At 52.4% G+C, this 25,675-nt stretch carries 23 protein-coding genes, 1 tRNA gene and 1 pseudogene; 10 read left to right on the top strand and 15 right to left on the bottom strand.

All coding sequences use genetic code 11. The features are described from left to right. Positions 1-53: 53 nt before the first annotated feature. Entirely contained in the window at positions 54-698 is a 645-nt protein-coding gene (locus tag DT594_RS01765; RefSeq protein WP_149331102.1) for a TetR/AcrR family transcriptional regulator, read from the top strand. Between the two features lie 7 nt (positions 699-705). Here DT594_RS01765 and DT594_RS01760 read toward each other — a convergent pair. From DT594_RS01760 to DT594_RS01740, 5 genes and pseudogenes are all read right to left on the bottom strand, one after another. Further along, positions 706-855: pseudogene (locus DT594_RS01760) on the bottom strand (integrase core domain-containing protein); the annotation flags it as partial. A gap of 56 nt (positions 856-911) precedes the next feature. Further along, complete coding sequence (locus DT594_RS01755; protein ID WP_149331101.1) at positions 912-1,256, bottom strand: MbcA/ParS/Xre antitoxin family protein; 345 nt, start codon at positions 1,254-1,256, stop codon at positions 912-914. A 77-nt stretch (positions 1,257-1,333) separates the two neighbouring features. Further along, positions 1,334-2,209 carry a site-specific integrase gene (locus tag DT594_RS01750; protein WP_149331100.1) on the bottom strand — a complete coding sequence of 292 codons (876 nt, stop codon included), beginning with the start codon at positions 2,207-2,209 and terminating at the stop codon, positions 1,334-1,336. Positions 2,210-2,816: 607 nt separating this feature from the next. After that, a complete protein-coding gene (locus DT594_RS01745) occupies positions 2,817-3,983 on the bottom strand; it encodes a hypothetical protein (RefSeq protein WP_149331099.1) in 1,167 nt (388 codons plus the stop codon). Positions 3,984-4,057: 74 nt separating this feature from the next. Then, entirely contained in the window at positions 4,058-4,438 is a 381-nt protein-coding gene (locus DT594_RS01740) for a hypothetical protein (RefSeq protein WP_149331098.1), read from the bottom strand. A 675-nt stretch (positions 4,439-5,113) separates the two neighbouring features. Between DT594_RS01740 and DT594_RS01735 the strand changes: the two genes are divergently transcribed. Beyond that, entirely contained in the window at positions 5,114-5,371 is a 258-nt protein-coding gene (locus tag DT594_RS01735) for a helix-turn-helix domain-containing protein (RefSeq protein ID WP_149331097.1), read from the top strand. 62 nt (positions 5,372-5,433) lie between these two features. Here DT594_RS01735 and DT594_RS18910 read toward each other — a convergent pair whose 3' ends face one another. From DT594_RS18910 to DT594_RS01725, 3 genes are all read right to left on the bottom strand, one after another. Continuing rightward, positions 5,434-5,595 (bottom strand): hypothetical protein, encoded by a 162-nt coding sequence (locus DT594_RS18910; protein ID WP_178091348.1) that lies wholly within the window; start codon positions 5,593-5,595, stop codon positions 5,434-5,436. Between the two features lie 264 nt (positions 5,596-5,859). Further along, positions 5,860-7,062: an ImmA/IrrE family metallo-endopeptidase gene (locus DT594_RS01730; RefSeq protein WP_149331096.1), complete on the bottom strand. Its 1,203-nt coding sequence runs from the start codon at positions 7,060-7,062 to the stop codon at positions 5,860-5,862. Beyond that, positions 7,059-7,706 carry a hypothetical protein gene (locus tag DT594_RS01725; RefSeq protein ID WP_149331095.1) on the bottom strand — a complete coding sequence of 216 codons (648 nt, stop codon included), beginning with the start codon at positions 7,704-7,706 and terminating at the stop codon, positions 7,059-7,061. Before DT594_RS01725 ends, DT594_RS01730 begins: the two co-directional genes overlap by 4 nt. A 617-nt stretch (positions 7,707-8,323) precedes the next feature. Here DT594_RS01725 and DT594_RS01720 point away from each other — a divergent pair. The 5 genes from DT594_RS01720 (at position 8,324) to DT594_RS01700 (ending at position 16,490) form a co-directional block, all read left to right on the top strand. Then, the gene (locus tag DT594_RS01720; protein ID WP_149331094.1) at positions 8,324-9,547 is read left to right on the top strand and encodes an ABC-three component system protein; all 1,224 of its coding nucleotides are present in this window, start codon (positions 8,324-8,326) and stop codon (positions 9,545-9,547) included. After that, positions 9,544-10,032: a three component ABC system middle component gene (locus DT594_RS01715; RefSeq protein WP_149331093.1), complete on the top strand. Its 489-nt coding sequence runs from the start codon at positions 9,544-9,546 to the stop codon at positions 10,030-10,032. The genes DT594_RS01720 and DT594_RS01715 overlap by 4 nt, the downstream gene beginning before the upstream one ends. Beyond that, positions 10,029-11,984 (top strand): DUF3732 domain-containing protein, encoded by a 1,956-nt coding sequence (locus DT594_RS01710; protein ID WP_149331092.1) that lies wholly within the window; start codon positions 10,029-10,031, stop codon positions 11,982-11,984. Before DT594_RS01715 ends, DT594_RS01710 begins: the two co-directional genes overlap by 4 nt. Before the next feature lie 243 nt (positions 11,985-12,227). After that, the gene (locus DT594_RS01705) at positions 12,228-15,026 is read left to right on the top strand and encodes a dsDNA nuclease domain-containing protein (RefSeq protein ID WP_149331091.1); all 2,799 of its coding nucleotides are present in this window, start codon (positions 12,228-12,230) and stop codon (positions 15,024-15,026) included. A 189-nt stretch (positions 15,027-15,215) separates the two neighbouring features. Beyond that, the gene (locus DT594_RS01700) at positions 15,216-16,490 is read left to right on the top strand and encodes a YiiX/YebB-like N1pC/P60 family cysteine hydrolase (protein WP_149331090.1); all 1,275 of its coding nucleotides are present in this window, start codon (positions 15,216-15,218) and stop codon (positions 16,488-16,490) included. A 486-nt stretch (positions 16,491-16,976) separates the two neighbouring features. Here the strand turns inward: DT594_RS01700 and DT594_RS01695 are convergent, their stop codons facing one another. From DT594_RS01695 to DT594_RS01685, 3 genes are read right to left on the bottom strand one after another with little or no spacing between them, the layout of a single operon-like run. After that, the gene (locus tag DT594_RS01695; protein ID WP_246164526.1) at positions 16,977-17,903 is read right to left on the bottom strand and encodes a DMT family transporter; all 927 of its coding nucleotides are present in this window, start codon (positions 17,901-17,903) and stop codon (positions 16,977-16,979) included. Next, on the bottom strand, positions 17,896-18,657 hold the full coding sequence (locus tag DT594_RS01690) for a 2OG-Fe dioxygenase family protein (protein ID WP_149331089.1): 762 nt from the start codon (positions 18,655-18,657) through the stop codon (positions 17,896-17,898). Before DT594_RS01690 ends, DT594_RS01695 begins: the two co-directional genes overlap by 8 nt. Before the next feature lie 9 nt (positions 18,658-18,666). Further along, a complete protein-coding gene (locus tag DT594_RS01685) occupies positions 18,667-19,890 on the bottom strand; it encodes an argininosuccinate synthase-related protein (protein ID WP_149331088.1) in 1,224 nt (407 codons plus the stop codon). 104 nt (positions 19,891-19,994) lie between these two features. Here DT594_RS01685 and DT594_RS01680 point away from each other — a divergent pair, with 104 nt between their 5' ends. Then, positions 19,995-20,948, top strand: coding sequence for a LysR family transcriptional regulator (locus DT594_RS01680; protein ID WP_246164525.1), 954 nt, complete (start codon positions 19,995-19,997; stop codon positions 20,946-20,948). 397 nt (positions 20,949-21,345) lie between these two features. Here DT594_RS01680 and DT594_RS18905 read toward each other — a convergent pair whose 3' ends face one another. The 4 genes from DT594_RS18905 to mobA form a co-directional block, all read right to left on the bottom strand. Then, a complete protein-coding gene (locus DT594_RS18905) occupies positions 21,346-21,504 on the bottom strand; it encodes a hypothetical protein (RefSeq protein WP_174958799.1) in 159 nt (52 codons plus the stop codon). A gap of 185 nt (positions 21,505-21,689) precedes the next feature. Then, entirely contained in the window at positions 21,690-22,922 is a 1,233-nt protein-coding gene (locus DT594_RS01675; RefSeq protein WP_149331087.1) for a tyrosine-type recombinase/integrase, read from the bottom strand. A 168-nt stretch (positions 22,923-23,090) separates the two neighbouring features. Then, positions 23,091-23,167: transfer RNA gene (locus tag DT594_RS01670), tRNA-Pro, on the bottom strand. Positions 23,168-23,252: 85 nt separating this feature from the next. Then, the gene (gene mobA, locus DT594_RS01665) at positions 23,253-23,831 is read right to left on the bottom strand and encodes a molybdenum cofactor guanylyltransferase MobA (RefSeq protein WP_149331086.1); all 579 of its coding nucleotides are present in this window, start codon (positions 23,829-23,831) and stop codon (positions 23,253-23,255) included. Between the two features lie 72 nt (positions 23,832-23,903). Between mobA and moaB the strand changes: the two genes are divergently transcribed. Continuing rightward, entirely contained in the window at positions 23,904-24,452 is a 549-nt protein-coding gene (moaB, locus tag DT594_RS01660) for a molybdenum cofactor biosynthesis protein B (RefSeq protein ID WP_149331085.1), read from the top strand. Next, positions 24,449-25,654 carry a molybdopterin molybdotransferase MoeA gene (locus DT594_RS01655; protein ID WP_246164524.1) on the top strand — a complete coding sequence of 402 codons (1,206 nt, stop codon included), beginning with the start codon at positions 24,449-24,451 and terminating at the stop codon, positions 25,652-25,654. The genes moaB and DT594_RS01655 overlap by 4 nt, the downstream gene beginning before the upstream one ends. Positions 25,655-25,675: the final 21 nt, after the last annotated feature.

Genomic DNA, 25,675 nt, shown 5'->3' with positions numbered 1-25,675 from the left:
GAGGGCAGATTTCAAAGCCTGCCCTATAGCGTTTAAATAAAAAACAACTATACATGAATAAGAAAAGCCAGCGCGTCGCGCAACAGTCTCGTGGTCACCTCCGTACTGAACTCATTCTCGATGGCTGCGCTCGGCTCCTGATAAAAGATGGCCCCGCTAATCTGACTACTCACGGCATAGCGTTAGAAGCCGAGACGTCAATAGGATCCCTTTACCATTTTTTCCCAGATAAAACCGCGATATTGCAAGCCCTCGCCTCAAGGCACATGCAGTCGCTGGAAACAATAGTCTGTAAAGCACAAGAGGTCCAAGAGTCCCAATGGGTCAGCTTCACGGTAGAAGAGGTCATTGAGATATTAGCAATGCCATTATTAAAGTACATACACGCCCATCCAGACTATCTGGTAATGGCCCACCCTGCATTTGAGAAACTCGGACCATATTCAACAGCCATGAATATGGTGATAGAGGATGCGTTTAATCATGTCCTCAAATTAAGATTACCCAAAGCCAGTGCATATGATCAGCGACGATACACGCTAACGTTGGTAGGCTTGCCTGTCGGCATACTCCATAAAGCTTATGAAAACCAGAGCTTCGCTCAAGACCTCCTGCTTATCGAAGTACCAAGAGCTCTGGTAGCGTATTTATCAGCTATAGAAAAAGGTCATATAGAGTCCAGCCAAGCTACTCACTAACTCTACAATGCTCCCACCATAAATCAATCTCCACCTGGGCCTCATCCATCGTTCTGAACCAGGATCGATTCAGGCACTCGTTACGGAATTTGCCATTCAAACCCTCTACAAATGAGTTCTGGGTAGGACTGCCGGGCTGGATGAAGCCTAGAAGCACACCCGAGATGCATACAACGGCTTTCAGCGCGAGCTTTCGGGCTAGCAACGGTTTAATTACCGAAGCGAAATACTTTCCAAATAATGCAGAACAATTTCGAGCCCCTCATGGGTTTTCATCAAATCCAGCGGAGCGCCTCCCAACACGTCGTTCATCGTACGCAACCAGCACCGAGCGGCTGCGTCAGCGCCCGTTATCGCTAGCAACAGCTGATAAATTTGTACTAGCGTGATCATCGCGGCTGTCCTTGGGAACTGCATTTGATCTCCGCCTAGAACACCGGACTGCGATGCGCCTTTGGCCACCAGGATCTCGTTTTCCCACTGTTCAAGCTCAAGGGCTATGCAGATCCTGGTTACGGCTTTATTTAACACATGGTCCGAATAAGCGTCATCCGTCATGCCCTAACCCTTTCTTGAACTCAATGTAGCCCAATGCAAACAAAGTAGCGGTGACATCTGACACTCGCACCCTGCTGCTAGCTATCCTTGAGCAGCATGTTCACAACCAGCTCTCCACTTTTAGATTTGATTTTATCTCTCACATTGCTCAAATCCGACTCTTGTGCCGGCTCAACTTCCAATCTCCCAGCGACGCCTTGACGCCTGTCCCCATATCGCATAATTGAGTTAGTTGACTGATGCCCCATGATATAAGCGACCACCTTCGGGGCTAGATTGGATGCTTTCAAATCAGCCCCAACTTGATGTCTTATAGAGTACATACTCGGAAGCACCTTCCTGCGTGGCCATACCTTCCCAGCCTCTATACGCAGTCGATGCCTGATGGCATCTATAGAGCGTTCGGATGTTTTCAGAATGCGAATGCAGTCCGTAATAACCATTTGGGCACTAGAGTTACTTATTTTTAAAACGCGGTCAGCTCCTCGCACATTATCTTCGGTCTTTTTTGCGCCTTCAATAAATAGCACATTATCATCTATCTGCATGGCATGGAGCTCAGCCGGTCTGGCGCCGGTATAACTGATCAGCGAAATTGCTGCAAACTCCTCATAATATCCAGCGTTGAACAGGTGATTCGCCAACTGCAACAAGTCTACGTTCGAGCATGATCTTGCGCGCGCAAGCTTTGGCTTTTTAGTTAATGTGCTACCTTTCACTGTAACAGGATTTACAATCGCTTTGATCTTTATCGCTGCTTCTGAATATCCCCTGCTTTGTAAATCGAAAGACAATGCATTCTTCAATATTCTAAAATAGTCAGGCCTGAATTTTGCTGCGCTTTTAATCAACTCTTTTGCAATACTGCCAAGACTCAGTGGCGCGTGATTCATGTGATGCTTATAAAAATGCCTAGCAAGGCTGCTATATCTTTTCTTGGTTTGCTCGTTCATAGGTTACCGTTCTTATTATTGTTATGGCGATAAGCCGAAGCTCTTATAATGAGACGCTAACTTAGCAAAAACAAGTATACAGCCGAGGCAAAGTTGGTTATACAAATATCAGCCATGCATAGCATGGAAGAATGACTTCAACCCTGCTTTATCCTCACCATCACACCAACCCATTTTTTGATGTCAAATGATAAGCCGCTTCGCGAATAGGCGTTGTCAAAATCGACCGTTTCACGCTCGCTTTTTTGGCAATATCACACAAATCTGAAGTCGCCTCACCTACGTTCGGCAACTTGCTCGTTTTGCGCGAATGTCCACAACGCCCCCATACTCGATGACCGAGTATGGGGGCGACGGCCGTACTCGATATGTATCGAGTACGGCTTATGTTTGACATCAAATCTAGCCGCTTCGGCTAGCGACTCCGTCGCTTCGCTCTCAGCGAAGAGGCGATCTCATCCTGAGCGGGCTCGCTTTATAGCCTTTTTCAAGTCAGTTTTGCCCAATTCCCCGCCCGAATCAGGTCTGAAAACTGGCCCAGCGCAGCTAAAATGCGTCAGGTCCTATCGCTTTTTGAGTAAATATCGATGCGGAAGCCTGCGGTTTCTCATCCGTGCTTAGTTGATTGATGCCCCAATGAGGACAACCTATTTAACGCTTCCGATCCTGGTGTGTATTCATTCAGCTCAAAATGCTTGAAAAACATCATCCCAAGTGACCCAGCAATATGCTTTTCAGGCCGATGCCAGCTGTAGTTAATGCCGCCATTTTGCTCAGCTTTCTCAAGCTGTCTTATGATCTTATTCGGTATCGTCGCCGCAGCTTTGGTGCGGTTGTAATACTCACGGCTCGCAAGACTCGCTGCGTCTTTTACAATTTTCCAGACTACGGACCAAAGTTGCGACACGCTATAAATACGTAACCCTTGTCTAACTATGCCCTTAATTTTTACAATGCTGTCAGATTGCAAAGGAAGATTATAGGTTTGACACTGGTCTACCAGATATCGGATCACGTCGCTTACAGCAAAATCCAGCCAAAGATTGGACAATGCTTCGCTGTCAGTAAATATACGTTCGGTAACTTTCTCTAAAGCAACAGGTCCCCGCCCGCTCATCTCATCAGGCAGCAAAAAGAAATCTGCCTTATCCCACCGCATCCTTAACTGTCCATCTTCGAAGAAATATGCTTCCTTACACGCTGCCGCTGGGTCATCCCTTATGATTTTTTGCTCATAAAGACTTCTTAGATAGGTTTCGCATCCTATGGGTGAGAGCGCCTCACACTCGCGTTCTTTGAACGTGCCATTTGCCAGCTTCGGCGTGATCAGCGCGTCGATGGCTAACAACAGTAGGCACACGTCGTCGGACAGCCGCTCATATGAAATCGTTTCGAATCTCACCTGATAACTGTACGTATCTACACGGCGTTGCAGTTTTTCCCGAACGGTCTGCCTTTCTTGCAGTTCCCTTTCATTAGTGCGCTTCTCACACTCACTACAAGGGCGATCCGACATCTGGAGAACTTTTTTCGGCTCAGTGCGTTTGGTCACCAGAACCATGCCGCCACACTGTCTGCAAAATTGGTTTTCATCGTAAGCTATGCAGTATTTACGAACTCGCATGCTCAGAAAACTCGACTGGGTTAGGTCACGAAAAGGTACCAGATCTTTCACCTTCTCTAAAAAAAGGCCTTCCGCATCCATCGCCCAGTAACGTCTGGCCAGTTCAACTTCAGCCGTGTCCTGAGTCAAAAATTCGAGACGTACTGCCATTCAAATATCCTGCTGGACAGCGAGCGGTTTTGCTCAGAGCTAGTACCTTTCACTGCGAGCGTACTCACTCATGGTTAAAGCTTGGGCATCGCTTCACCGATGCTTAGAAATTGGCTTCTGATGAAGCCAACGAATTCCTCAGGCATTTCTGCCAAATCTGCCATCAATGTCTTGCTTGAGATGGAGTGCTTCGTCTCGGTGTGCTCTTCAGCTCCAACTGAGATGAGAAAGGCAGCAAGCAGTACAACCGGAATCCACACCGTGTCTCCTCCAGCGTCCAGCTCAGGATGGATCTTGAGAGCACCCAACTTAGTTTTCCAAGACTCCAATGCGGAGAGATGCTCCGCGACGCTCACTTTGTATGCTTGGCAAACGTCCATAGCGTCAAAATAAGCCACACCGTGTTTGCCCTGAACCACATCAATTTCGATTACTGTGCTGTTCTCGTCAGTCATAAACGCCGCCCTATATATCTGCTTATCCGGTATTCAGATATTAACGAACCTTTTAGGGCTCGTCAATGGGCATCGCGAAAATATCAACCTCAGCTTGGAACGCTGCGTAGATCCAGCCAGGAGAGCAAAGCTTGACTAGTGATAGGTTGGTTTAGGTAACGATCTGATCTCTGCTATAAACGCCGACCTCTCAGCGACGGTCGTAACGCATACGTAGATACTGTTCAGCGTTGTGATCGCTATGAACCCACCATGATCAGTAAAGCCCGCAATTGTGGAAGTGTGTATTAAATGGCCATCCACGAATCGTCCTGAGACCGGATCAGCGTTGGCGTGGCGATAAACCTTACCGAAACACACGTTGCCCAACAGCACAGCGTCAAACAAAAAACCCGTAACTGAAAAAGGAAAGCAAAAATCTTCAGCTTTCTGCAAAAGAAGTCGCTCTGCTGTGCACAAACCATCGCTCATCAGGTGGCCTTCTTGATCAGGCATGTAAGGTGACTCGCCAGAACCGGTGCGGTAAAGATTCTGCGTTTCAGGAACCGAACCACTAAAAAATGTGCGTCAACGCAATGAATCTTCATCTGCCATTTCTTTGAATATCTGGTTATCTGGATATCAGATATGTCAATATACATAATACCTTTGCGCTCTGTCCATACGGAGTCGCCAGTGTCTAAATCTCTATATCGCCCAGAAACCACTATCCTTCTTATGCTGATCAAGGAGTGCCGCACAGAAGCGGGATTGACTCAGGCGGATTTCGCAAAGGCGCTAGACCGGCCCCAATCGTTTGTCAGCGACATCGAACGCGGATCACGCCGGCTTGATGTGATCCAACTACGGGATGTATGTCAGGTTTTTGGACTGACTCTTATTGAGTTTGTGATGCGCTTAGAAAACAAGATTGCTGAGTCTCAGAAGCAATGACATCAGCCAGTCCGGCTGCAATCCTTCCGGACTATTATTCCAACCAGTACGCTACGACTCGATCAGTCCTCTGGAGTGAGAGAACGCTCAATCGCCTCAGCCAGATCTTCCAGTGCATCAGCTAAACGAGCATCTTCCCGAATATCACCTGTCTTCGGGATATAGCTTCTGGCGTGCCTGAGAAGGGCTTCCGCGTCGTTAGTATTTAGATCGAACTCAATCATCACAGTATCCCCGCATGTAAATTCACCTTTGGAAGCACCCTGCCCTAGCTTTCCCTAGGAGGCTCATTCGTTTTTCCGGTGCATGAAAAAGGATAAGCCATTGCCAAGCTCAACAGGCACTTGTCCGAACGCCCCACGCTAAGGCTTTTGGCCAGACTCGACGACACGAACTTAACTTAGAAGCCGGTCTTGGCTGAACAGGAAAGCCAGAATATTGCTGCATGGCAAAAGGCATCCAAGCAAGGTTGGATGCCTATCTATGCATCAGAGTCGATAGAAAGGCAAAACGGTCGCGCCGAAGTCGTTCGCAACAGGGGATGGATCGCGGGCAACGCTGGCCTTCAGCTTAGTGAGCGACAACACCACACCGCTTTGAGACAGGTAACCTTCAGGGAGGCCAGTCAAACTCTCGATATCAGATGCAGCCAAGCCGATGTAGCTCGGGACTGATTCGATAGGCAGAACACCTGACGAAGCGAGTAGTTCGAAGGTTCTCTTGAGAAGACGAGGTTGCTCAGGAACACGACCCTCGTCACCTGGTTCAGACTTCACTCCCCAACGTGCAGAGCGGCGCTTGAAGAGAAGAGACTTCTCTTCCTGATCAATGACTCCCAAAGCATAAAGGCGCATCACGATTGCAGCGACCGAGACCCCCCAGCGCTGTTTGAGCAGCAGCAAGCTATCCAAGGTGACAGGTGTTTTCACCTCAGCAGCAAAGGTCTCAGCAGGCAGCAGGAAAGCCCCAGCAAAGCTATGCGCCTGATCTTCCATCTGCTTGTGACGAACTGGATCGGTGGACCGCTCTATGCCTTTATGCAGTACCAAGTGTCCGAGCTCATGAGCCAGGTCGAACCGGCTGCGGAATCCATTTGCCTTGTCTGCAGATAGCAGAACCATCGGTCTCTTCAGCGCTTCACTCCAGGCTGATAGCCCTTCTATAGGGGCGATGCCTGTCTCTTCGCGGACGACGATTACCCCGGCACCTTCAACCGCTAGCGCAAGGTCAGGGATGGCTCGCCTACCCAGGCCCCAAAGATCTCGGCAATCAGAAGCGGCCTCTTCTATATCAGAAGCGCTGATCTGTTCAGGCGACTCGAACCTCCTCACCGGCAGCTTGACCTCAGGGAAGTCAACGAACTCTTCCAGGGCGATTGAGATGTCTTGGGCCCACTCCAGTCGTGCCTCCAACATCTGCCGGGCAGCGACATGCGCCGAAGCGTTGCTTCGGAATAGAGGAAGAGATGCCTTAGCCGGCAGTGGTCGGGTAAACCACTCAGGACTTACGTTGATAACGGTAGCAAGGCGCTCGAGCGCGTCAGCTTCCGGATCCTGATGCCCTGCGCGCCATTTACTGACAGTCGCTGGCGAAACGCCAATCATCGCAGCGAGCTGAACTTGAGGAAGACGTCGGGCCGCGAGAGCTTGACTCAGGCGGCCCGACTGGAAGCCATTGACTCCTCGACTCATGATTGATTTTTCCGAGTTTCCGCTGCCACGCCCGGCTTGAGTTTAGGTTGAGCCATGTCTTGTTGAACAGGATTCTCGACCTCAAAGTAGCGAGAGCAGAAGCTGGCGAGCGGCTCTTGGAAAATCCAGGATTTCATGTCTTTGTCAGGCACGGCAATGTAGATCGTTTGCGGAGACTCGGGCTCAAACGACATAGAACCACTAAACGATGCCACAAAGAAAACGCTCGCTCCGGTAATCGGCGTCGGTGAGAAAAGGCCAGGCTGAACCAGTTGTTCAATGGCTTGGTTTGCCTGGGCAAGCTGGCGTCGCATTGCGCTACGACGGCCGTTATTCCAAGTACGAGCGGATACGTTGAAACGAGCCAAAGTCAGCATACCGGAACGCCCGATAACAAGGCTGTTACCCTTGATCGGAGTGGAGTCCGCTCCACTGGCGATCAGTGCCTCGTTGAACGTCTCGTTCATATGGAAACTACGCATTTGGCCAACTGCATGTTTGACATGGCCACTGTGCATGGCTTTGGCCGCAGTAAAAGCACGAGCGGCTCCCACATTCAGGCCTTCATCGATGCCCAGCAGGAGATCACGAGGAATATTTTGCATGATCAATTCAGCAATGGCCTTACGACTAGACTGCGGCATAGTAAACGCTCATTATGGTTTCGTTAAACGCGATTCTACTCCCATATAATTTCGTGTAAAGGGTCTCAGTGTTGAATTTTTTAGCTTAAGAGGTTACTTGAGTTGCTCGTGACTCGTGAATCAAGCGATTTGCCTGGGCGCTTGTCCATTTACTGCAGGCGCGGCGGCTCGCTTCAGGCCTCTCCTACCTATTCACAAATCTGGCAACTTCAGCGTAGACCGTAGACCTAGCCTACGCGATTGGAGCTCTAGGAGAATAACTGCATCATCGTAGATACCCGCCATGTAATTTTGAGATTCACCGGGTTTTCTGGTCCGGCCCTGGTCGATTGCTCCCTGTACCAGCGTCCGCTTCCGGCCAGAAGCTGACTCTTCGACATTGTGTCCTCTACCGGCCAATCGCATTCGTGAAAGCTGCAAGATAATTAAGATGTCACCTTTTAGAGGACTTGCCGGCGCATTTTGCTACTATCTGGGTAAAGATAGGCACTGGAGAACGGGCCTGCGGCTTTAATCACTCGAGGGCGGAACATAGAAGACATGGCGTAATAGGAAAATATGCCATGGCCCGACGCAACCTCAGCTACGCTCTCGAAAATCTAAAAAAGGACTTTTGAATGGCCGGGACATCTACCGACAAGTTCTCAGCCGGCGAGCAAGGCCTGGGATACATCTATCAGGCGCGTCTCGCTCTACTCCATTTGCTCCAGCTGCCGGAGGACACGTCCATTTTCCTAGAAAAGGATGACGACCTCGATTTTATCGACCGCAAAGGCGTCAAGTCTTTGGGCTCACTCAAGCACAAGGCAATCGGTGACAGGCTGACTGATCTGTCGACCGACTTCTGGAAGTCCGTCAATATCTGGTTGGTGCGGTACAAATGTGATGGCCGCGCTGCATCGAACCTGCGGTTCTTCCTATTCACAACCGGCAAGGTGTCGGCCGACTCGTTCCTATCCCGTCTTCTTTCCAATCAGCCCACCCCCTCCGACGATGAAGAAACTCTGACTGAATTGGCCAAAAAGGCACTTTCGGCATCGACATCGAAACTCATCGCTCCGATTTCTGCGGCGTTCGAGGAACTGAATGATACCGAAAAGCAGGATTTCCTCGAGCGTATCCTGATCTTCGATAGCAGCCCGCGCATCGGTGACATTCCTGTGCTCATAAGGGACAAGCACATGCGAAGCATCCGGCGTGAGCACCGAGAGTTCGTTTTCGAGCGGCTGGAAGGCTGGTGGACGGATGTCGTGATCAAGCAGCTGACGGGCACTAGGCCGGAAGGAATTTTTGGCTACGAAGTATCGGACAAGCTCTCGAACTTCGCCGAGGAGTATAAGGCGGACAACCTGCCTATCACCTTCCGCGGAAAACTTCCCTCCGACAACATCGACATCTCTGCGGATCCGCGCCTGTTCGTGGCGCAGCTGCGCGAGATCGGCATTTCAGCTAACCGAATCAGGAATGCGATCTTGGACTATTACCGGGCGTTCGAACAACGGTCGGCCTGGGCTCGCGAAAGCCTTCTTGTGCTGGGAGAGGTCGAGGATTACGAGAATCGCTTGGCCGATGAGTGGGACCGCTATAAGGATGTCATTTTCGAGAGACTGGGGGACGACAGCGCGGAAGATGCGCTTCGCCAAGCCGGCGCTGAACTTTACAATTGGGCGGAATTTGAAACCGGGAAGATAGAGTCCCTGCGAATTCGTGCGCGGGTGACGGAGCCCTACGTCCTTCGTGGAAGCTTCCACATATTGGCCGACAGTACTCCCCAGCCCAGAGTGTACTGGCATCCCAGATTCCTTGACCGTCTTGACAACGTACTGGAGGTGGCATCGTGAAGCGATGGGATCATCGCCCATTCGAGGTTCGAAACCTATTCAACCCGGCGTTCTGTGGCTTAGTCATATTTCGCGCCCTTGCCGGCTACGAAGAAGAAGACGACCGCGGCATGCCCTTCTCGATGTCGCTTCTCGTGCTGCCCTTAAGCCTGCACAAGGACTCACGAGAGGTGATCGCCAGCAGCCCACGCAGCTATCTACTCAAGACCGTCGAGAAGAACCAACAAATCATGATGGGCTTCCCCGACCGGGTCACGGAAATGCTCCCCTATGCCTTCGAGGGGTTCGGTCTTCTGATGGAAAGGGGCTGCATCGCCGTCGCGGATGATGGACGCATTCGAACCGTGCCCAAGAAAGTACGTAAGTCCGTCGATGGAACTGCCGAAACCGTCGCCTGCCAGAAAGTGGCGCGCGTCGTAGGAAGGGAATTCGCACGTATCGCCGACCGGGCGACCGTTTACACGACTTTCGGGATTCGCCCATGAAGATCAGATCCATCCATATTTACAGCCATGATGGCCAGCGTCGTGACCTCATATTCAAGGTAGACGGACTCAACGTCATCACCGGTCGTTCCTCCACCGGCAAATCTGCACTTTCAGAAATCATCGAATACTGCATGGGGCGATCTTCGTTCAACGTCCCCGAGGGCATCATTCGTGACAAGGTGGCCTGGTTCGCAGTTATCTACCAGTTCGAGAAGGAGCAGGTGCTGGTTGCAAAACCAACCCCTTCTGGTAGCGGCGCTAGTTGCAGTACGGCAATGCTACGCAGAGGCGCCCAATTGCAAGCCCCCGAGTTTAAGGACTTGGCAATTAACACTGACGATGAAAGCGTCGTCGAACTGTTGTCGCGCCTGCTCGGCATTCCCGAGAACCGCACCGAAGTCGCGCTGGGGCATAGTCGCAACAGCTACGACGCCAACGTTAAGCACACGTTCTACTACCTGTTCCAGAAACAAGGGTTGGTCGCCAACAAAGACCAACTTTTCTACCGGCAGAACGAGCAGTTCCAACCGCAGGCGATCCGTGACACGTTACCGATCCTACTCGGCGTCTCGTCCAGCGACCGCTACGAACTAGAGTCCAAGTTGCGCTTGGCGCAGCGGGATCTAAAGGTTAACCAGAAGAAACTGGAACTGGCACGCGGCGCCGTTGATACATCGCATGTGCAGGCGATCGGCCTCTATTCGGAAGCAAAGACAGTCGGGGTCATTGGCACCACCGACGAGAATCTCAATGCAGGCGGGATCATAGAGCTATTGAGGTCTGCGCTGTCTTGGAAGCCCGAAACGGTACCTGACGACGATGGCAGCCGGATTTCGATTCTGGAAGAGGAACTTGTCCAGTTGCGCCGCAATCGCCGGGACGCCCAGGCCAGGATTGATGCGGCGCGACAGTTTGCCGAACGCTCGGGCGGCTACGAAAATGAGGCCGCCGAACAGATAGACCGGTTGGCGTCGATCAAAGCCCTGCCGAAGAATCCAGACAGCGGGGAATGGCAATGGCCGTTCAGCGAGAAGAACCTGGGGTTAGGATCCCCAGTTGCCGTTGTCCTTCTCAACGAACTGGCATCGCTCGACAAGGAGTTGCGCGTCGCCACTGGCCAACGTCCTAAGCTCGAAGCCTACTTGACGGAACTGGCCGGCACCGTGGACGCAATCAAAGATGAAATCAAGCAGAAGGAAGTGGAGTTGTCCTCGGCGATCTCAGCCAACGAACTTCTCGCCAAGATGGGCTCGCGCAATAATGCTGCAGCACGCGTAGTCGGCCGTATCAGCCTGTTCCTGGAAACGCTTCTTCCAAATGAGGATATTGCTAATCTAGAAGCTGAGGGTCGCCGCCTTAACAACAAGGTCAAGCAACTTGAGGAGCAAATCGGGACGGATGACAGTAACGAACGCCTAACGTCGATCCTCAACAACATCTCCGCGCAGATGTCACGATACATCCAGAAGTTTCACGCCGAATTCGGTCCTTACCCCGCGCGGCTAAGTCTGCCTCAACTGACGATTATTTTTGATCGGCCCGAGCGCCCAGTACCTATGGGCAGGACCGGCGGCGGCGAAAACCATCTGGCGTACCATCTGTCTGCACTACTCGCCCTTCACCTATTCGCGGTGCAGAACAATCGACCAATCCCACGTTTCCTGCTGATTGACCAACCAACCCAGGTTTACTTTCCTTCTGAGCAAGTTTACCAGGATGCTGACGGTTCGGTGCAGAAGACGGAAGCCGACGCCGACCTCAATGCGGTTCGCCGGCTATTCGAGTTGTTGCTGAAGTTCACTCAAGAAGAGGTTCCAGGTTTTCAACTAATCATTACTGAACATGCAAACTTGCGCGAGCAGTGGTTCCAAGAAGCTTTGGTTGAAGATCCGTGGACCAAGCCACCCGCGCTAGTTCCAGAAGACTGGCCTTCAGAATCGGCGAAATGATCTATCGGCTGCCATACGACTAGATGTATGTGGAGGGGTAGATAGATGCGACTGATCGGCTGCTGACACATCAACTTTTGTCGTTATTAACTAGCAGTATCGGCCGATATATGCCGGCCGTGTAAGAGTGTTATCGATCAAATAGCTGCCAGACAGCGCGGACAAAATTCAGGCAGCAGCTTTTGGCAGTATTAGCCAACGGTCAGTGCCCAGAAGTGTCGACAGAGCCAGGGGTAGTTCAAAGTGCAGGGAAGTGATGAAAGAAACACCACATATGTCTTGGATGCCGCTCAGCTAGTACGCATTGAAGCGGTACACAGAGGCTTTTTATATCAGCATCTCTATGCGGTCGGTTGTTTGCTATTGGCGCAGACGGCCGGCATTGATGTGGTGATGGTTGAACTTGATGAGGATATTGAGCTTTCTACCGAGCAGGAGAGAATCTATGTGCAGGTTAAAACTCGTTCTAAGCCAATCATACCCAGCGATATTGCGGGCGCTCTAGATCGCTTTGATGCGTTGAGAAAAGAGCATGCTGAGGGGAAGCGTAACGGCCAGGCTTCCTTTGTTATCGTTGCGAACGAGTCACCAAGCGCGCAGCTCCAGCAGACTATCGATGCTAAGAAACTGCCCTCTGATGTTCTTTTCATTTGGCCCCTGTCTACCTCTGAACGCCATCCGGCACTCCCGCCCGCGTGGGAGTCAATACCTGACGCAGTGATATGGTGTACAGCTGAAGCGGAGAAGCTGAGCTTTTCATTGCTGCGCCCGGACTCACTGATCTGGAAGCTGGCCGGACTGGCGCAGCTTGCTGCCACAGGAAGCATCCCAAATAAACAGCATGCGTTTCACGCCAAAGACCTTCCTGCGCTATTTGAACAGTTGATCGTTCAGTTACAAGATTTTCCCGCGCCCCCAGCATTCTACAGACCACAGAAACTGGAGCCATCTCTTGAGTCCGACAAGCGTGTACGCATCATTTGCGGTTTATCCGGCGCAGGCAAGACGGCGTGGGCAGCGCATTCTGCTCTGCACTACACCGAGCTGTGCGCCTACTATGACATCGGTGACCTCCCAGGCACTGCACTGGCCAGCACACTAGTTCGTGAGCTGGCAGCGAAATTTGCAACCCCGGGTCAGGATGGCCTGCGGAAAATCCTGCTCCCGGGTGCCAGCGGCTACGAGGCCCTTAGAACGTTTGACACATTCCTAAATCAGCAAGGGACCACCCTGCTGCTTGTCTTAGATAATGCGCATCGGGTTCCTATGGAAAATCTGCGCGATGTTCTGAATGCTACCAAATGCATGCGTTTCATCCTGCTGTGTCAGCCACACGACAACGTGCGCGAACTTGAAGCTGTTACGGGCCTACAGCGCGAGGCACTTCTGGGCTGGGATATTGATACGGTGGCCGCAGCAGTGGACGATCTGGGAGGTTTTGCCACCGCCCAAAGCTACAAGCAACTGCAGACTTATACCGGTGGTCTGCCGCTCTATGTTGAAAGCGCCGCGAAGATTGCGGTTTCAGAATACGAAGGCGATGTTGATGCGCTGTGCGCTCAGCTTCAGCAGCAAGAAAATAGCGTAGAGACCGCTCAGGAGATCATCCTAGCCCGTGTTTATCAGGGATTCGAGAAGTTAGTTCAGGATTCGCTCGCATTGTTCAGCCTGGCTGACGTGGGGTTGCGTCTTGATGAAGTTTTAGTGCTTCTAGCCAGCTCACTGGACTTGTCCAAAAGTGGTGCAGCCACCATGCTCAAAAAGATGCGGGCTACCGGAACCGTCGAGATGCTTGGGTACCAGACGCTAAAAGTACATGACGCCGTCAGGGCACTAGGGCTGCAGCACCTAGAGCTTATGGACCCGGCGGTTGCAAATAACGCACTGATGGCTTTGAAAGAGCTTTTGGTTGAGAGCCTTCACCAAACCCGCGACACTTCTAGATTCTCGCTGTTAACCCAGATTTATATCAAGCTCAACGACGTTATGACCCTCATCGCACTTTCCGGCGAAGAGCTGTTTTATGAAATGGGTATCACCGTCGACATACTAGCAAACCTGGAGCGCGCATCGATTTCAGACACGCTTGAACCTGTTCATAAATTCTGGGCGCTGGATGGGCTTGTTTTCTCTGAACTTAGAGATGGCCATTCTGAAAAAATTACTCAGCGGGTAGAGGCTATGGGTGAGCTCCTCGCCGAGCACAAATTCACCCACCGCGAAGAAATCGCTTATGCGATGAAAAGAATACTGTGCGCAACAGAAGAGCGCGATGCACGCAAGGTTCAGGTGCTTGTAGATCAAGCCCGGCCCAAACTACCGGATTCTGAGCATGAGCGCATTTTTGACTATAACCATGCTATCGCGCTGTGGAAGCTAAAAAAGAACAAAGAAGCGGAAGCGTTGTGCTGGAAAGTTATTGAAGGCTATTACGAGCTGCTCGGTATCCGTCCGCAAGATGTAATAGGTAAAAACCCGGATGTGTTGTGGACAATTATCAACCGTCCAAAGAATGTTCAGGAAGATCTCAAACATCTCGCTGACGCACTGGAGTTGCTCGCCAGAGTCCGCGAAGCGCTGGGGAAGCCAACGCCATTTCTCCGTATCCATTCGATGAAATTCTACAATATGGCTGGCGCTCCGGAGTCAATGGTGCGACTTGGGCAGGACCTAGCTGATGAGTTTGTCGCAATGAAAGACTATGAGGGTGCCCGGGAGGTCATGGAGCAGCACGTTTTACGCGTTGTAAATGAAACTGGACTGGTACACAGGCTGATTCAAACCCGAAGCCAGTATGCGGTCATACTCGCATTATGCGGGCAACACGGTGATGCCTCTGCAGAGATGCGACGTTTAGATCCGTATGTTGACGGGCTAACTGGCGTGCAGCGTCAGGAGCTTGAAAACCAATCAAACTACATTGCTCAACTCGCCTATACAGCGTCGAAGTCCGCTATCAATCAGTTGTTTGGTGCGGTGGGCAGAAATGAGCAATGCCCATGTGGTTCTGGTCTAAAATATAAAAAATGCCATGGTGGCTGATTTATATAAAGGGCCAAGATTTATGTGCAAGAAGAGCCTAGATAGTTTCTAGTTTATTCATATCTCCGAGCGTTTACTTCTGGCCGAAAGCAGGCGCTGGGTAATGTTAGCTATCCGCCGAAGGCATGCGTTTAGGGCAGATAACAATCGAACTCGTCGTTCTGAAGCCGAAGCGGAGAAGTAACCATTATGGAAGCTGATATAAATGAATCGGAACTGCGGCCTCGAGTTTTCGTCTCTGAACTCATTCAGCTCGGCGATATAGTACTGACAACCACGCCCGACCCAATGAGCCAAACGATTCGTAAGGTCATCGGTGCGGATATCTCTCACGCGATGATTTGTGTGGGTAGGTCGAGTGTGATCGATTCAACCGGCGACGGGGTTCACGCACGCAACCTCGTGCGGCTTATTCTTGAACCGGGCTGCGCTGGATATGTGCTTCGGCCTGTGAAGCATTTGACCACTGATCAACTGGACACCGCCATATCGTTCGCCAGGGCTGCGGTTGGAACTCGATACACATCAGTCGGTGCCGCCAAGAGTGTGTTAGCTGGTTTCGGGTCCGGCCGGAGGCAGTTCTGCTCACGTTTAGTCGCCCAAGCCTATCGCCAAGCCGGAGTGAAGCTAGTATCGGATGCAGACTTCTGTCATCCCGGGGAGTTGCTAAAGAGCTCGGCGCTTTTTGAAGTCTCTAATGTGCTTAGGTATCTCAGTGCGGAAGAAGAGGCTTTCAGCCGTGAGGATATTGACAACGTCCAGGCTATGCGCGACGCAACCAACCTCTTGCTTCGTGAGGCCCGCAAGCTATCGTCTGAGATAGAGTCGCTCAATGACATCGATGCCTACCTTGTGGAGCATCAGGAGGCAGACGCTTACTTAGTGCAAGCTCTGCGAACTTCGAAGTATTTGGATCTGTGGGAAGATGAGTTTAAAAGAAATGCCTGGCAATACGACGTTGGAGTCATGGAGAGCTACAATGGCTCGTCGAACAGCAAGCAGAGGTACTGCGAAGAGCTGCTAGCGGACGAGAGGTTGGACCAAAACCGTTTTATAAAGAATCACGCGGGCTACGTGACCGTTAACTCGTTGCACCCTCGTCAGTACTTTGCCCTGAAGATTGAGTTGTACGAGCTTTTGACGGAGCTACATGCTCGGCGTATTAGGACGGCAACTACTTGGCTTGAGCGTAGGGGGCGGCGCGAACCCGAACATCCCACGTTACTCCGTCCGCACACACCGGAATGGTTCGCTTCTTTGCGCGAATGGAACCCGAAGCAGGCTGCTATGACGGAAGCGGCCATTTGGACAGCGGAAAGTTTGGATGTATGCACTGTCTGTGCAGATGAACCGGTCCGCGATTATGTCCTCTTGAGTATCCCAGCGGCTGGACCAGGGACGATCAGGCTCTGTGACGACTGTTTTCGCATCCGCTCCATCGACGAACCAATGAAGACCTTCTAACCGCACAATCCTTCATTGTACGCACCTAGGAAAGCTAGCGAAGTGCAGCAGACTTTTTGGGACAACACAGAGCATACTATTCGATCTGATGAATTTATCCTGAAATACACATACCGCCGTGGGCCGGCTATTGATGAACGGTTGACAGTTGTGGTCCGCAAATAATGATGGAGGCTCAAGTCCAGCTTAGGGGTTGGAGCTTTGATGGTCTCAATAGTCGAAATTGCTGTGTGACCCTCCATAAAACTGAATCGCCCCTGATTTCGTAGATATCTTGAACGTCCGCTTCTGGCCGTTATCAGCCCGTCGTAACAAGCTGCCTTTGGTCAGAAGGGGGCGTAGAAGTGTGTTTATCAAAGCCGGGCAATTCGATCCGCACGCCGCAGAAGCTCTGATGCCATAACCCAATATAAGTACTCATGCAGCCCGAAGCGGGGCGTATCTACCCCTTTATGTCGGGGTAGAAAGCCCCAGCAACAAGGCCCTTTATGGCTCAGCCAAGCTGTTGCGTTTCACTTCTAAATGTATTGTTTTTTCATTGCGGGGCCAGCTTGCCCAGACCGAAGCGGCCACAATCATAATCCCTCCAAGCCACGCTGTAGCGCTCAACTGTTCGCTCAGCCAGAGCCCCGCAAACAGGGCCCCAAAAAGCGGCTCAGACCCCATCAAGAGGGAAGCGCGAGTCGGCGTTGTGCGCTTCACGGCATAGTTTTGCGCAAAAAATGCGAACAACGTTCCGAACAGCACCAGGTAGATCGTTGCGAACCAGAACGACGGCTCTGTTGGCATTGCGGGCATCAGGCCCGGAGACAATGCGAAGGCGACCAGGCACCCCAACCCGACTACGCCGGTCTGAACTGCCGTCAGCGCTAAAGCAGACACGTCGCTGTGTTGAGTGAATCTCTTGGTCAGGCACACCATGAATGCCCTGCATATTGCTGCAGCAATCATCAGACAGTCCCCCAGATTCATTTCGATATCTGCAGCCTGCGTGAGCAGTAGGGCTCCAGCTAAGGATATGCCTGCGGCAATGAGAGAGCTGCTAGGCGGGCGTACCCTGAACAACCACCATTCAACCAATGGTGTGAAGACAACGCACAGACTGATCAAGAAGGCAGCATTCGAGGCTGTTGTGATAGCTACTCCGAAGGTTTCGCATAAAAATATCGTGAGCAGTACCAGGCCCAGCGGTATACCCGGCAAAAGATCCCTTAGGCGTTGGGCCTTGAGCGAGGGTAAAAGCAGCAAAAACGTGAGCAGAAACCTTACCGCAAGAAACCCGAGCACCGGATAAAAGACGAGAGCTCCCTTCGCTACGCCGTAGCTGGTACCCCAGACAATGGCGACTGCCAGCAACATGAATTCCGCATGCCGAGCGAACACTATTTTTGATAACCGGGTCAGATTATTCATTTGCGATGGCTCGCGCAAACGCGATAACCAGAGCGTCACGATAGCCAGGTAGGTCAGGGCTGCTAACCGCTGACACTTCATGCATGACCCTGTGATCGTCCCCGAGAATGATGTCCATTGGCGAAGTCATCGTCTTGGAGAAAAGAAACGTTCGGTTGCTGTCGGTTATAGTCGTGACCCCGCCCTCAACCCCTACCCGGTCGACCAACATCATCGCAATGAAATCCACTCCGTCGCGGTGCAAGCCCTCCGGTGTCGGCTTACCCGGTGAGCTTTCCTCTGCGAGGATTCTGTATGGGTGTAGCTTTACGTTCCATTCTTCGTTTTCGCCCGATGCCTGATCGTAGATCCGCCCAAGGCCCAGAAGCAGCGACTCAAAGAAAGGATGATTGACGAGCCCCTGCTCAAGAGGCGAATAGTATCGTTTGGTATCGCCGTTTAAGGGGTTCACCGATCTTGGCTGCATATACGGCTCGTGTGGGTTCAGTAAAATTCGACCCGTACTAGGTGTAACCTGGAACGAGCTATAGCGGCGATATCGGTACTTGCCGTTATCCCCCATATGGTTGTCCAACATCAGATTGTTCCAATACGCCGCGAAACCAGACCACTGCTCAAGGCTAAGAGAGAAGCTGTTTTTCCACTGTTGGCCAGGCACGAAAACCCAGCCTTTGTCCTTGAGTGCTGCAGCGCAGGTTTGCGCTACTTTCGAGTCCAGCTTTATAGAGGACTTCTCGATTTCAACCGTATCCATGGTGTTTTCCTAAGCGGTCGCTACGCAAATTGATGGGGCGGGGAGTTGAAGATCAAACAGGCCGCGCGATCCCCGTTGGCGAGCCACATCCTTTTCCCACTGGTCCCGATCCGTAAGGTAGAGTGGCTGCTCTGCACGAATACAAGATAGGTCCGCGGCTCCTGACCGGAGACGAAAGCTCACCGTTCCGGACACATGTTTTGCGGTTTCGCTGATGAAGCCGCTTGCTGCCCGGCGAAGATCTCCGAACCACCGACCCTCGATCGCTTCTCGGACCCATAGCTGTTCGATTGAAAGCTTTTCACGGATAAGCTCCGCATCCAGCGTGGCTGTCTCCAGGTGCCGATAGGCTGCCAGCAGAACCGTTGCTGCAGGCGCCTCCCGCACCTCAAGAACCTTCTCACCTCCCTGCAGGTGTTCAAGACCGCTATATCGACCTATGCCGAAGCTGCCGGCGATAAGGTTCAGTTGCTCTATGATGTCGATCAAAGGTGTGGCGAGCCCATTCAAAGCAACCGGCCTGCCTTGCAAAATTGATATTTTCACTTCATCGTGAACAGCGACCTGGTTCGCGGCCGTCCATTTATAAATGCTCTCTGCCGCTACGAAGTTCTCTGGGTTATCCAGGCAACCTGATTCATATTCCCGGACCCAAAGATTGGCATCCCCGCTAATCCCCCGGGCCTGAAAACGGTACAAGCCGGCGGCACTTAAAGCGGCAATCTTTTCTTCCCGGCTGAAAGCTGAATACTCATACGGGGAGCCGGTATATCCGGCGAAGCGGAGTTGCCTTAAGGCGCCATTGAGCCGCCGTAAGCTGTTCTGAGATTGGTTGGCGGTGTGCAGGATAGCGTCGCAGCCAAGCCGTCCGGCCATGTCAACAGCGAGCTTCGCAATGATCGGTCGCGACAGCGACGAGCTGATAGGGTAAATGCCCATGTATTGCGCGCCCGCTTGGATGGCCGGGAGCACAGCATCGTCAACGAATGCCCGCCGCCCATCTACAACGCGCAAATCGGCCCCAAAATGTTGGGCTATCTGCTGCAGATCCTCCAGGTTGGTCCCATCGCCAAGATCAATGGCCAAGGCGGTTACCTTGAAGGAGCATGACGCCAGTTTGTAAAGAAGGTAGCTGCTATCGACTCCACCGCTGAATAAAGTGAGAACGTGTTCACATCTTCCCGTCAGATACTCCAGATCTTCCAGACTCCGTACTTCCTTGAAATGGTCCATGCTACGTCCCTCTGCTCGTTATGCAGCCCATCGCTGCTGAGAAAGCATTGTCAGGATGCAGCGAAGAAGGAACAATCGGGTTTCCTACACAAGAGTTTTGCGCCATGAGAACGAATCAATATATGGGCCTGATGCCCTACATGGCTGTTTTCGTGAAGGTAGTGGAGTGTGGAAGCTTTTCAGCAGCTGCAGAACGATTGGGTACCACATCCTCAGCGGTAAGCCGGCAGGTGGCCAGTTTGGAAGCGGCGTTGTCGGTCAAGCTGCTCGAGCGCACAACACGAAAGCTTCGCTTGTCTGAGGCAGGTGTCGAGGCTTATGTGAGGTGCTGTCACCTGGTTGAGTCCTGCCAATCAGTAATGGAGGTAGCGACTCGTTTCAACAGCACACCGCAGGGATTGGTAAAGCTGAGTGTTCCAAAAGCGTTCGGAAGAAAGCTGGTGGGGCCTCACATCCCCGCTTTTTTGAGATTGTATCCGGATATCGACGTACAGCTAAGGCTCACGGACAATCCTGTGGACCTGATCGGTGACGATCTGGATCTCATGATCAAGATCACCGATATGCCACCACTTGGCTTGGCAGCAAGACCTTTGAAAAAGGTCAGCCATGTACTCTGTGCAACCGAGAAATACCTAGCCGCAAATGGTGTCCCGGAGCATCCCAGTGAGTTGGCTCGACATAGCTGTTTGTATCTCGGAGAAATCCCAAGCGATAATCGCTGGCAGCTTCGTCACAAGGTGACCAGCGATAGCGTCAATGTTACGGTGACCGGGCGCTTTGTGACCAATCATAGTGAGGCGCGGCTGGATGGGGTTCTTGAAGACTTGGGTATCGGATGCTTGCCACTTTTCATGGCCCAGGATGCGCTAAACGAAAGTCGTATCGTCCAGGTTCTGCCAGAATGGCATTACGTGACCTCCTACTTTGGCATGGCCTGGATACTCTACCAGCCGAACAAATACCTTTCGCCTAAGTGCCGGGTACTAATCGACTATCTCGTCGCTCAGATTGCTTCGCCAGAGGATTCAGTTTCCCTTCCGTATGGGCAGAACTGAATTGCCCTTCAATCAAGAGTGCTTTTAAGTGCTCGGTCGGGTAGGCTCGCCAGAAGCCGATGCGAGCAAATGAGATCCCGATTGCTGCTATAAGGCTGTCGGAACCGGCCAATTGAATCGCCCTTGCCGTGGTAAGCACTTGATGGCCAGTATTGGCCGGAAGCAGCCCTTAGCCGACGGCTATCTTGCCAAATGGCGACGGCCTAGCTTCAACCGTCGCAATTCCTGTTCAGACCGCTTTCTAGATACCTGAGGGAGCATCTCCCGCGTCGTGTGGCCTTTTAGCGCTGCACGGCCCTATAACCCCTCGCTCTGTGACATCCAAGTTTACCGCAGCGTGTGAGTGACGTAGGCGGTCGGATCGAGAGAATTAATACATTGCAAAAGAAGCAGACGACTATCCCCCACCCAACGATTGCTCAATCGCTTCAGCCAAATCACGAAGTGCATCGGAAAGCCGGCTGTCCTCCCGAGCATCACCGGTGGCAGGCTCGAAGCTCTTTGCGTGACGAAGCAACGCCTCTGCGTCATTTGTATTCAAATCCAGTTGGATCATGGCATCAGCTTCCTCGGATATAAGCAGAGATTTTGAGCGCGCAAGTAGTAAGCAAAATTATCTAACCCTGAAAATCTTACAGTCAAACTCCTACCCCAAACCAATTTTTGAGCAAAAAAAAGACCTACCATACAAGGCAAGCCTTTGATTTTACTGGTGCCGGCACCAAGAGTCGAACTCGGGAACTACTGATTACAAGTCAATCGATAACCGTCAGCTAGCTGATGCAGGTGCTGCGAATACCACTGCATCATCTTTGTACGCTGCTTTATGTATATAGCTTTGTTGTAATTACCAGCCACCCCTTTTTCAAAATGGTTCAGCTGTGCTTCGACATGCTGCTTGTTAAAGTCGTTCTCATTAAGGCATGTAGACATGACATGTCTGAAACCGTGCCCTACCTGACGCCCTTCATATCCAAGCCGTCTTAGGGCCATGTTGAAAGCCATGTTACTCAATGGTTTCGACTGGTCATGCCGACCAGGGAAAAGAAGCTGATAGCCGCCACTGATTTTCCTGAGTTCTAGGAGATCAGCCATCACCTCCTTTGAAAGGGGAACCAGAAGCGCTCTGCCCGACTTGTTGCGTTCTGCGGGAATTTCCCAAAGCGCCTTCTTTAAATCAAATTCCGACCAAGGAGCTTCGCGCAATTCAGTAGGCCGAACAGCTAATTGCATTAAGATCGACAGCCCATATCTGATCTCCGGGCTAAATCTCTCCTCAGACATCTCTTTGATTTTGTATACCAATTCAGGCAGATCGGCTGGCGGCACGTGGGGATAGTTTTCGGATGTGTGCTTGTAAAGCTCTTCTTCAAGTCCGTCGACGGGATTGCTCGTGACCCTTCCGGTCACCTTGGCGAGATTGTAGACCCCTCTACATGACCGCCGCACATTCTCTGTCTGATCCAGGATGCCCTTCTTCTGCATTTTTTGAAAAAAACGGAACCATTCAAGCGGTGTTATTTCCCGGAAATCTCGTTTACCCATCACCGGGAACACATGCAGTTCAAAAGCTCCCATCACTCTTTTTTGGTAGCTTTCTCCCCAGCGATCCTTTCTCCCTTCGAACCAGTCCAGGGCGAGCATCTTAAAACTCGACTCAGCAACGTTCTTAAGATCGGCTTTTAATTGGTTTTTCTTCGCTACAGGATCGTGGCCGTCAGATATCTGCTTTCGATATTTTTCCGCAAGCTCCCGAGCTCGGCTGCCGCTTACGCTGGGATAAATGCCAAGGCCAAGCCAGCTCCATTTACCGTCGGCACGTTTGTAACGCAGCTCCCAGGCCTTCTTGCCATCAGGCTTGACCTTGAAATACAGATTATTGCCGTCCTGCTCGCGGTAGAGTTTTGGCTCTGGCTCAAGATTACTGAGAACCGTGTCAGACAAGGGCCTGCGCTTTATATCCTGTCGCCTCATGTATGCTATCTCTTGAAGAATGATTGATATTTACAGCATACACGTCAGCATACACGGGGGATAGCTACTTCAGGAAACAATGGGAAACGCCGAGATACGCAAAAGCCCGCACTTGGCGGGCTTTTGCGGGCTTCTGGATACGTAGGGATACAACCAGAAACAGGGTATTGGTCGGGGAGACTGGAATCGAACCAGCGACCTTCTCGTCCCGAACGAGACGCGCTACCAGGCTGCGCTACACCCCGATCATGTGGTCGCATTTTACCGCGCGGTATTATTTTCTCAAGTATCTGAGCTAAAAAATATTCAGCGCCAGCAGAGGCTTATAGGTTATTGCCAGTCTTCAATACGGTTGGCGTTGCGCAGCCTCGGGTCATCCGCGGGTAGCCTAAAAACGCCATGGGCTTGACCTAACATCCAGCGCAGTGGGCTGCGCTGACCTTGTTCCCAGGCCTGTTGCAACTCCGCCAGCGAACACTGCGGGATCAGCGACACCAATGGCTGCCAGGTCTCGCCAGTTCTTGTTACCCAGGGAATGGCCGGCTCACTCGCCGCATGCTCTATCAACTGCACGAGCAGCGCCTGATCCAGATTCGGCAAATCACAGGGCACAATGAGCAGGTGACTGCCTGTGCATACCTTCAGACCGCTGAGAATGCCGGCCAGCGGGCCAGGATAGTCGGCGTCCTGATCGCTTACCAATTGATCGGCCCAACGCTGATAAAGCGCATGATTGCGATTACAGCTGATGATTACCTCGCTCACCAACGGCCTGACCAGTGCAACCAGGTGCGCCGCAATCGGCTGTCCTTGCCATGGCATCAAGCCCTTGTCACGTCCGCCCAGACGGCTGCCCTGCCCGCCCGCCAGCAGCAATAAGCTAAGCTGTTTGTTGCTTATCACGCTCATCGGTCGTTCTCCGATTACCTAATGCGCTGTGTTATAACACTGGCCGCATTGTCTGCCAAAGGAACGCCTCACATGGCCCATAACGAAGCAACCTTCTCGCCCTTGAATATCGCCATTCTGACCGTCAGCGATACCCGCACGCTGGAGACCGATACATCAGGCCAGGTGTTGGTCGACAGCGCTACCGAGGCCGGCCACCACGTCGCTGATCGTCGGCTGCAACCGGACGATATTTACCGCATCCGCGCGGTAGTCTCAGACTGGATCGCACGTCCCGAAGTACAGGTGGTGTTGATCACCGGCGGCACTGGCTTTACCGGGCGCGACAGCACGCCAGAGGCGATCACGCCGCTGTTGGACAAGATGGTCGATGGTTTTGGCGAGCTGTTTCGCCACGTTTCCTGGGAGGAGATTGGTACCTCTACCTTGCAGTCCCGCGCGCTGGCCGGGCTGGCTAATCGTACCCTGGTGGTTTGCATGCCCGGCTCGACCGGTGCCTGCCGAACTGCCTGGGGCCGCATACTCAAAGAGCAGCTCGATAGTCGGACACGTCCGTGCAACTTTGTTCAGCATCTGGCCATTGATCCGAGCATGGACCCGACCTGCGGCAGCCGCTCGTGAGTTTGCTGCCGGTTGCCGACGCCCTGCAGCGATTGCTGCAGGCAGCCTCGGCGGAAGCGCCGCAACCTGCTGAGCGCGTGCCACTCGCCAACGCATTGAACCGTATTCTGGCAGAACCTCTGCACTGCGCCCATAACGTACCGCCCTGGGATAACAGTGCCATGGACGGCTACGCATTAGCCTCAAGTGATCTGGCTCAAGCGCTGGGCGGTGGACTACGCGTCAGCCAACGCATTACCGCCGGCATGTCACCTGCGCCGCTGGAGCCAGGTACCTGCGCGCGGATTTTTACCGGCGCACCGATTCCGGCAGGCGCTGACTGTGTTGAGATGCAAGAAAACGTTTTACTTGAATGTGATATGGCGCGGTTCAGCCAGGCAGTCAGCCCTGACCAGAATGTGCGACCGGCCGGCCAGGATATACGCCAGGGAGACGTGATCATGCAGGCTGGCCAGCGGCTTCGCGCGCAGGATCTGGGCGTAATTGCATCGGCCGGCATTGCCGAAGTGCCTGTACGTAGTGCATTGCGCGTGGCGATTCTGTCAACCGGGGATGAGTTGGTTGAGCCTGGCCAGACGTTAGGGCCGGGGCAGATATTCAACAGTAATCGCTACACCCTGATCGGCTGTCTGCAGCGCATGGGGCAAACGATCATTGATGGCGGCATTTTGCCGGACGACCCAGACCTGACTATCAGCCGTTTGCAGGCACTGGGTGAGCAGGCGGATCTGATCATAAGCTCCGGCGGTGTTTCGGTAGGTGAAGCTGACTACCTGGGCATGGCGCTCAGGGCACACGGCCAACTGGACATGTGGAAGCTGGCAATCAAACCAGGCAAACCTTTTACGCTGGCGCGTTTTGCCGATGTGCCGGTGCTCGGCCTGCCAGGTAACCCTGCGGCAACGCTGGTGACTTTTCTACTGTTGGTCCGCCCCTATCTACTGCGCCGGCTTGGGGTGGAGCACACCGAACCAGTGCAATTGCCGGTGCCTGCGGGGTTCGAATCGAGCACGATGGGAAATCGCGATGAATACCTGCGTGCGTGCCTGCAGAACGGTCAGGTCGTGCCAGCGGGTAATCAGAGTTCGGGGGTATTGAGCAGCGCCAGTGAGGCCACCGGGCTGATATTGATACCGGCCGGTTCAGTGGTAAGGCTCGGCCAGCCGCTGGCGTTCTTTCCCTTTGACGGACTGTTTCAGTAATAAAAAACCCGCACCGGCTTG

The organism is Halopseudomonas laoshanensis (genome assembly GCF_008365385.1).
Taxonomy (GTDB): Bacteria; Pseudomonadota; Gammaproteobacteria; order Pseudomonadales; family Pseudomonadaceae; genus Halopseudomonas; species Halopseudomonas laoshanensis.
Note: the sequence above shows the minus strand (reverse complement) of the source record. Positions and strands in the feature narration are given on the sequence as shown.

Bases quoted from the DNA above. Each gene is read 5' to 3' on its own strand.
- DT594_RS01680 (WP_246164525.1), top strand. From the start codon at position 19,995: ATGAGAACGAATCAATATATGGGCCTGATGCCCTACATGGCTGTTTTC.
- DT594_RS18910 (WP_178091348.1), bottom strand. From the start codon at position 5,595: ATGATTGAGTTCGATCTAAATACTAACGACGCGGAAGCCCTTCTCAGG.
- DT594_RS01695 (WP_246164526.1), bottom strand. From the start codon at position 17,903: ATGAATAATCTGACCCGGTTATCAAAAATAGTGTTCGCTCGGCATGCG.
- DT594_RS18905 (WP_174958799.1), bottom strand. From the start codon at position 21,504: ATGATCCAACTGGATTTGAATACAAATGACGCAGAGGCGTTGCTTCGT.
- DT594_RS01725 (WP_149331095.1), bottom strand. From the start codon at position 7,706: ATGCCGCAGTCTAGTCGTAAGGCCATTGCTGAATTGATCATGCAAAAT.
- mobA (WP_149331086.1), bottom strand. From the start codon at position 23,831: ATGAGCGTGATAAGCAACAAACAGCTTAGCTTATTGCTGCTGGCGGGC.
- DT594_RS01740 (WP_149331098.1), bottom strand. From the start codon at position 4,438: ATGACTGACGAGAACAGCACAGTAATCGAAATTGATGTGGTTCAGGGC.
- DT594_RS01720 (WP_149331094.1), top strand. From the start codon at position 8,324: ATGGCCGGGACATCTACCGACAAGTTCTCAGCCGGCGAGCAAGGCCTG.
- DT594_RS01730 (WP_149331096.1), bottom strand. From the start codon at position 7,062: ATGAGTCGAGGAGTCAATGGCTTCCAGTCGGGCCGCCTGAGTCAAGCT.
- DT594_RS01700 (WP_149331090.1), top strand. From the start codon at position 15,216: ATGGAAGCTGATATAAATGAATCGGAACTGCGGCCTCGAGTTTTCGTC.
- DT594_RS01755 (WP_149331101.1), bottom strand. From the start codon at position 1,256: ATGACGGATGACGCTTATTCGGACCATGTGTTAAATAAAGCCGTAACC.
- DT594_RS01745 (WP_149331099.1), bottom strand. From the start codon at position 3,983: ATGGCAGTACGTCTCGAATTTTTGACTCAGGACACGGCTGAAGTTGAA.
- DT594_RS01690 (WP_149331089.1), bottom strand. From the start codon at position 18,657: ATGGATACGGTTGAAATCGAGAAGTCCTCTATAAAGCTGGACTCGAAA.
- DT594_RS01685 (WP_149331088.1), bottom strand. From the start codon at position 19,890: ATGGACCATTTCAAGGAAGTACGGAGTCTGGAAGATCTGGAGTATCTG.
- moaB (WP_149331085.1), top strand. From the start codon at position 23,904: ATGGCCCATAACGAAGCAACCTTCTCGCCCTTGAATATCGCCATTCTG.
- DT594_RS01750 (WP_149331100.1), bottom strand. From the start codon at position 2,209: ATGAACGAGCAAACCAAGAAAAGATATAGCAGCCTTGCTAGGCATTTT.
- DT594_RS01710 (WP_149331092.1), top strand. From the start codon at position 10,029: ATGAAGATCAGATCCATCCATATTTACAGCCATGATGGCCAGCGTCGT.
- DT594_RS01765 (WP_149331102.1), top strand. From the start codon at position 54: ATGAATAAGAAAAGCCAGCGCGTCGCGCAACAGTCTCGTGGTCACCTC.
- DT594_RS01675 (WP_149331087.1), bottom strand. From the start codon at position 22,922: ATGAGGCGACAGGATATAAAGCGCAGGCCCTTGTCTGACACGGTTCTC.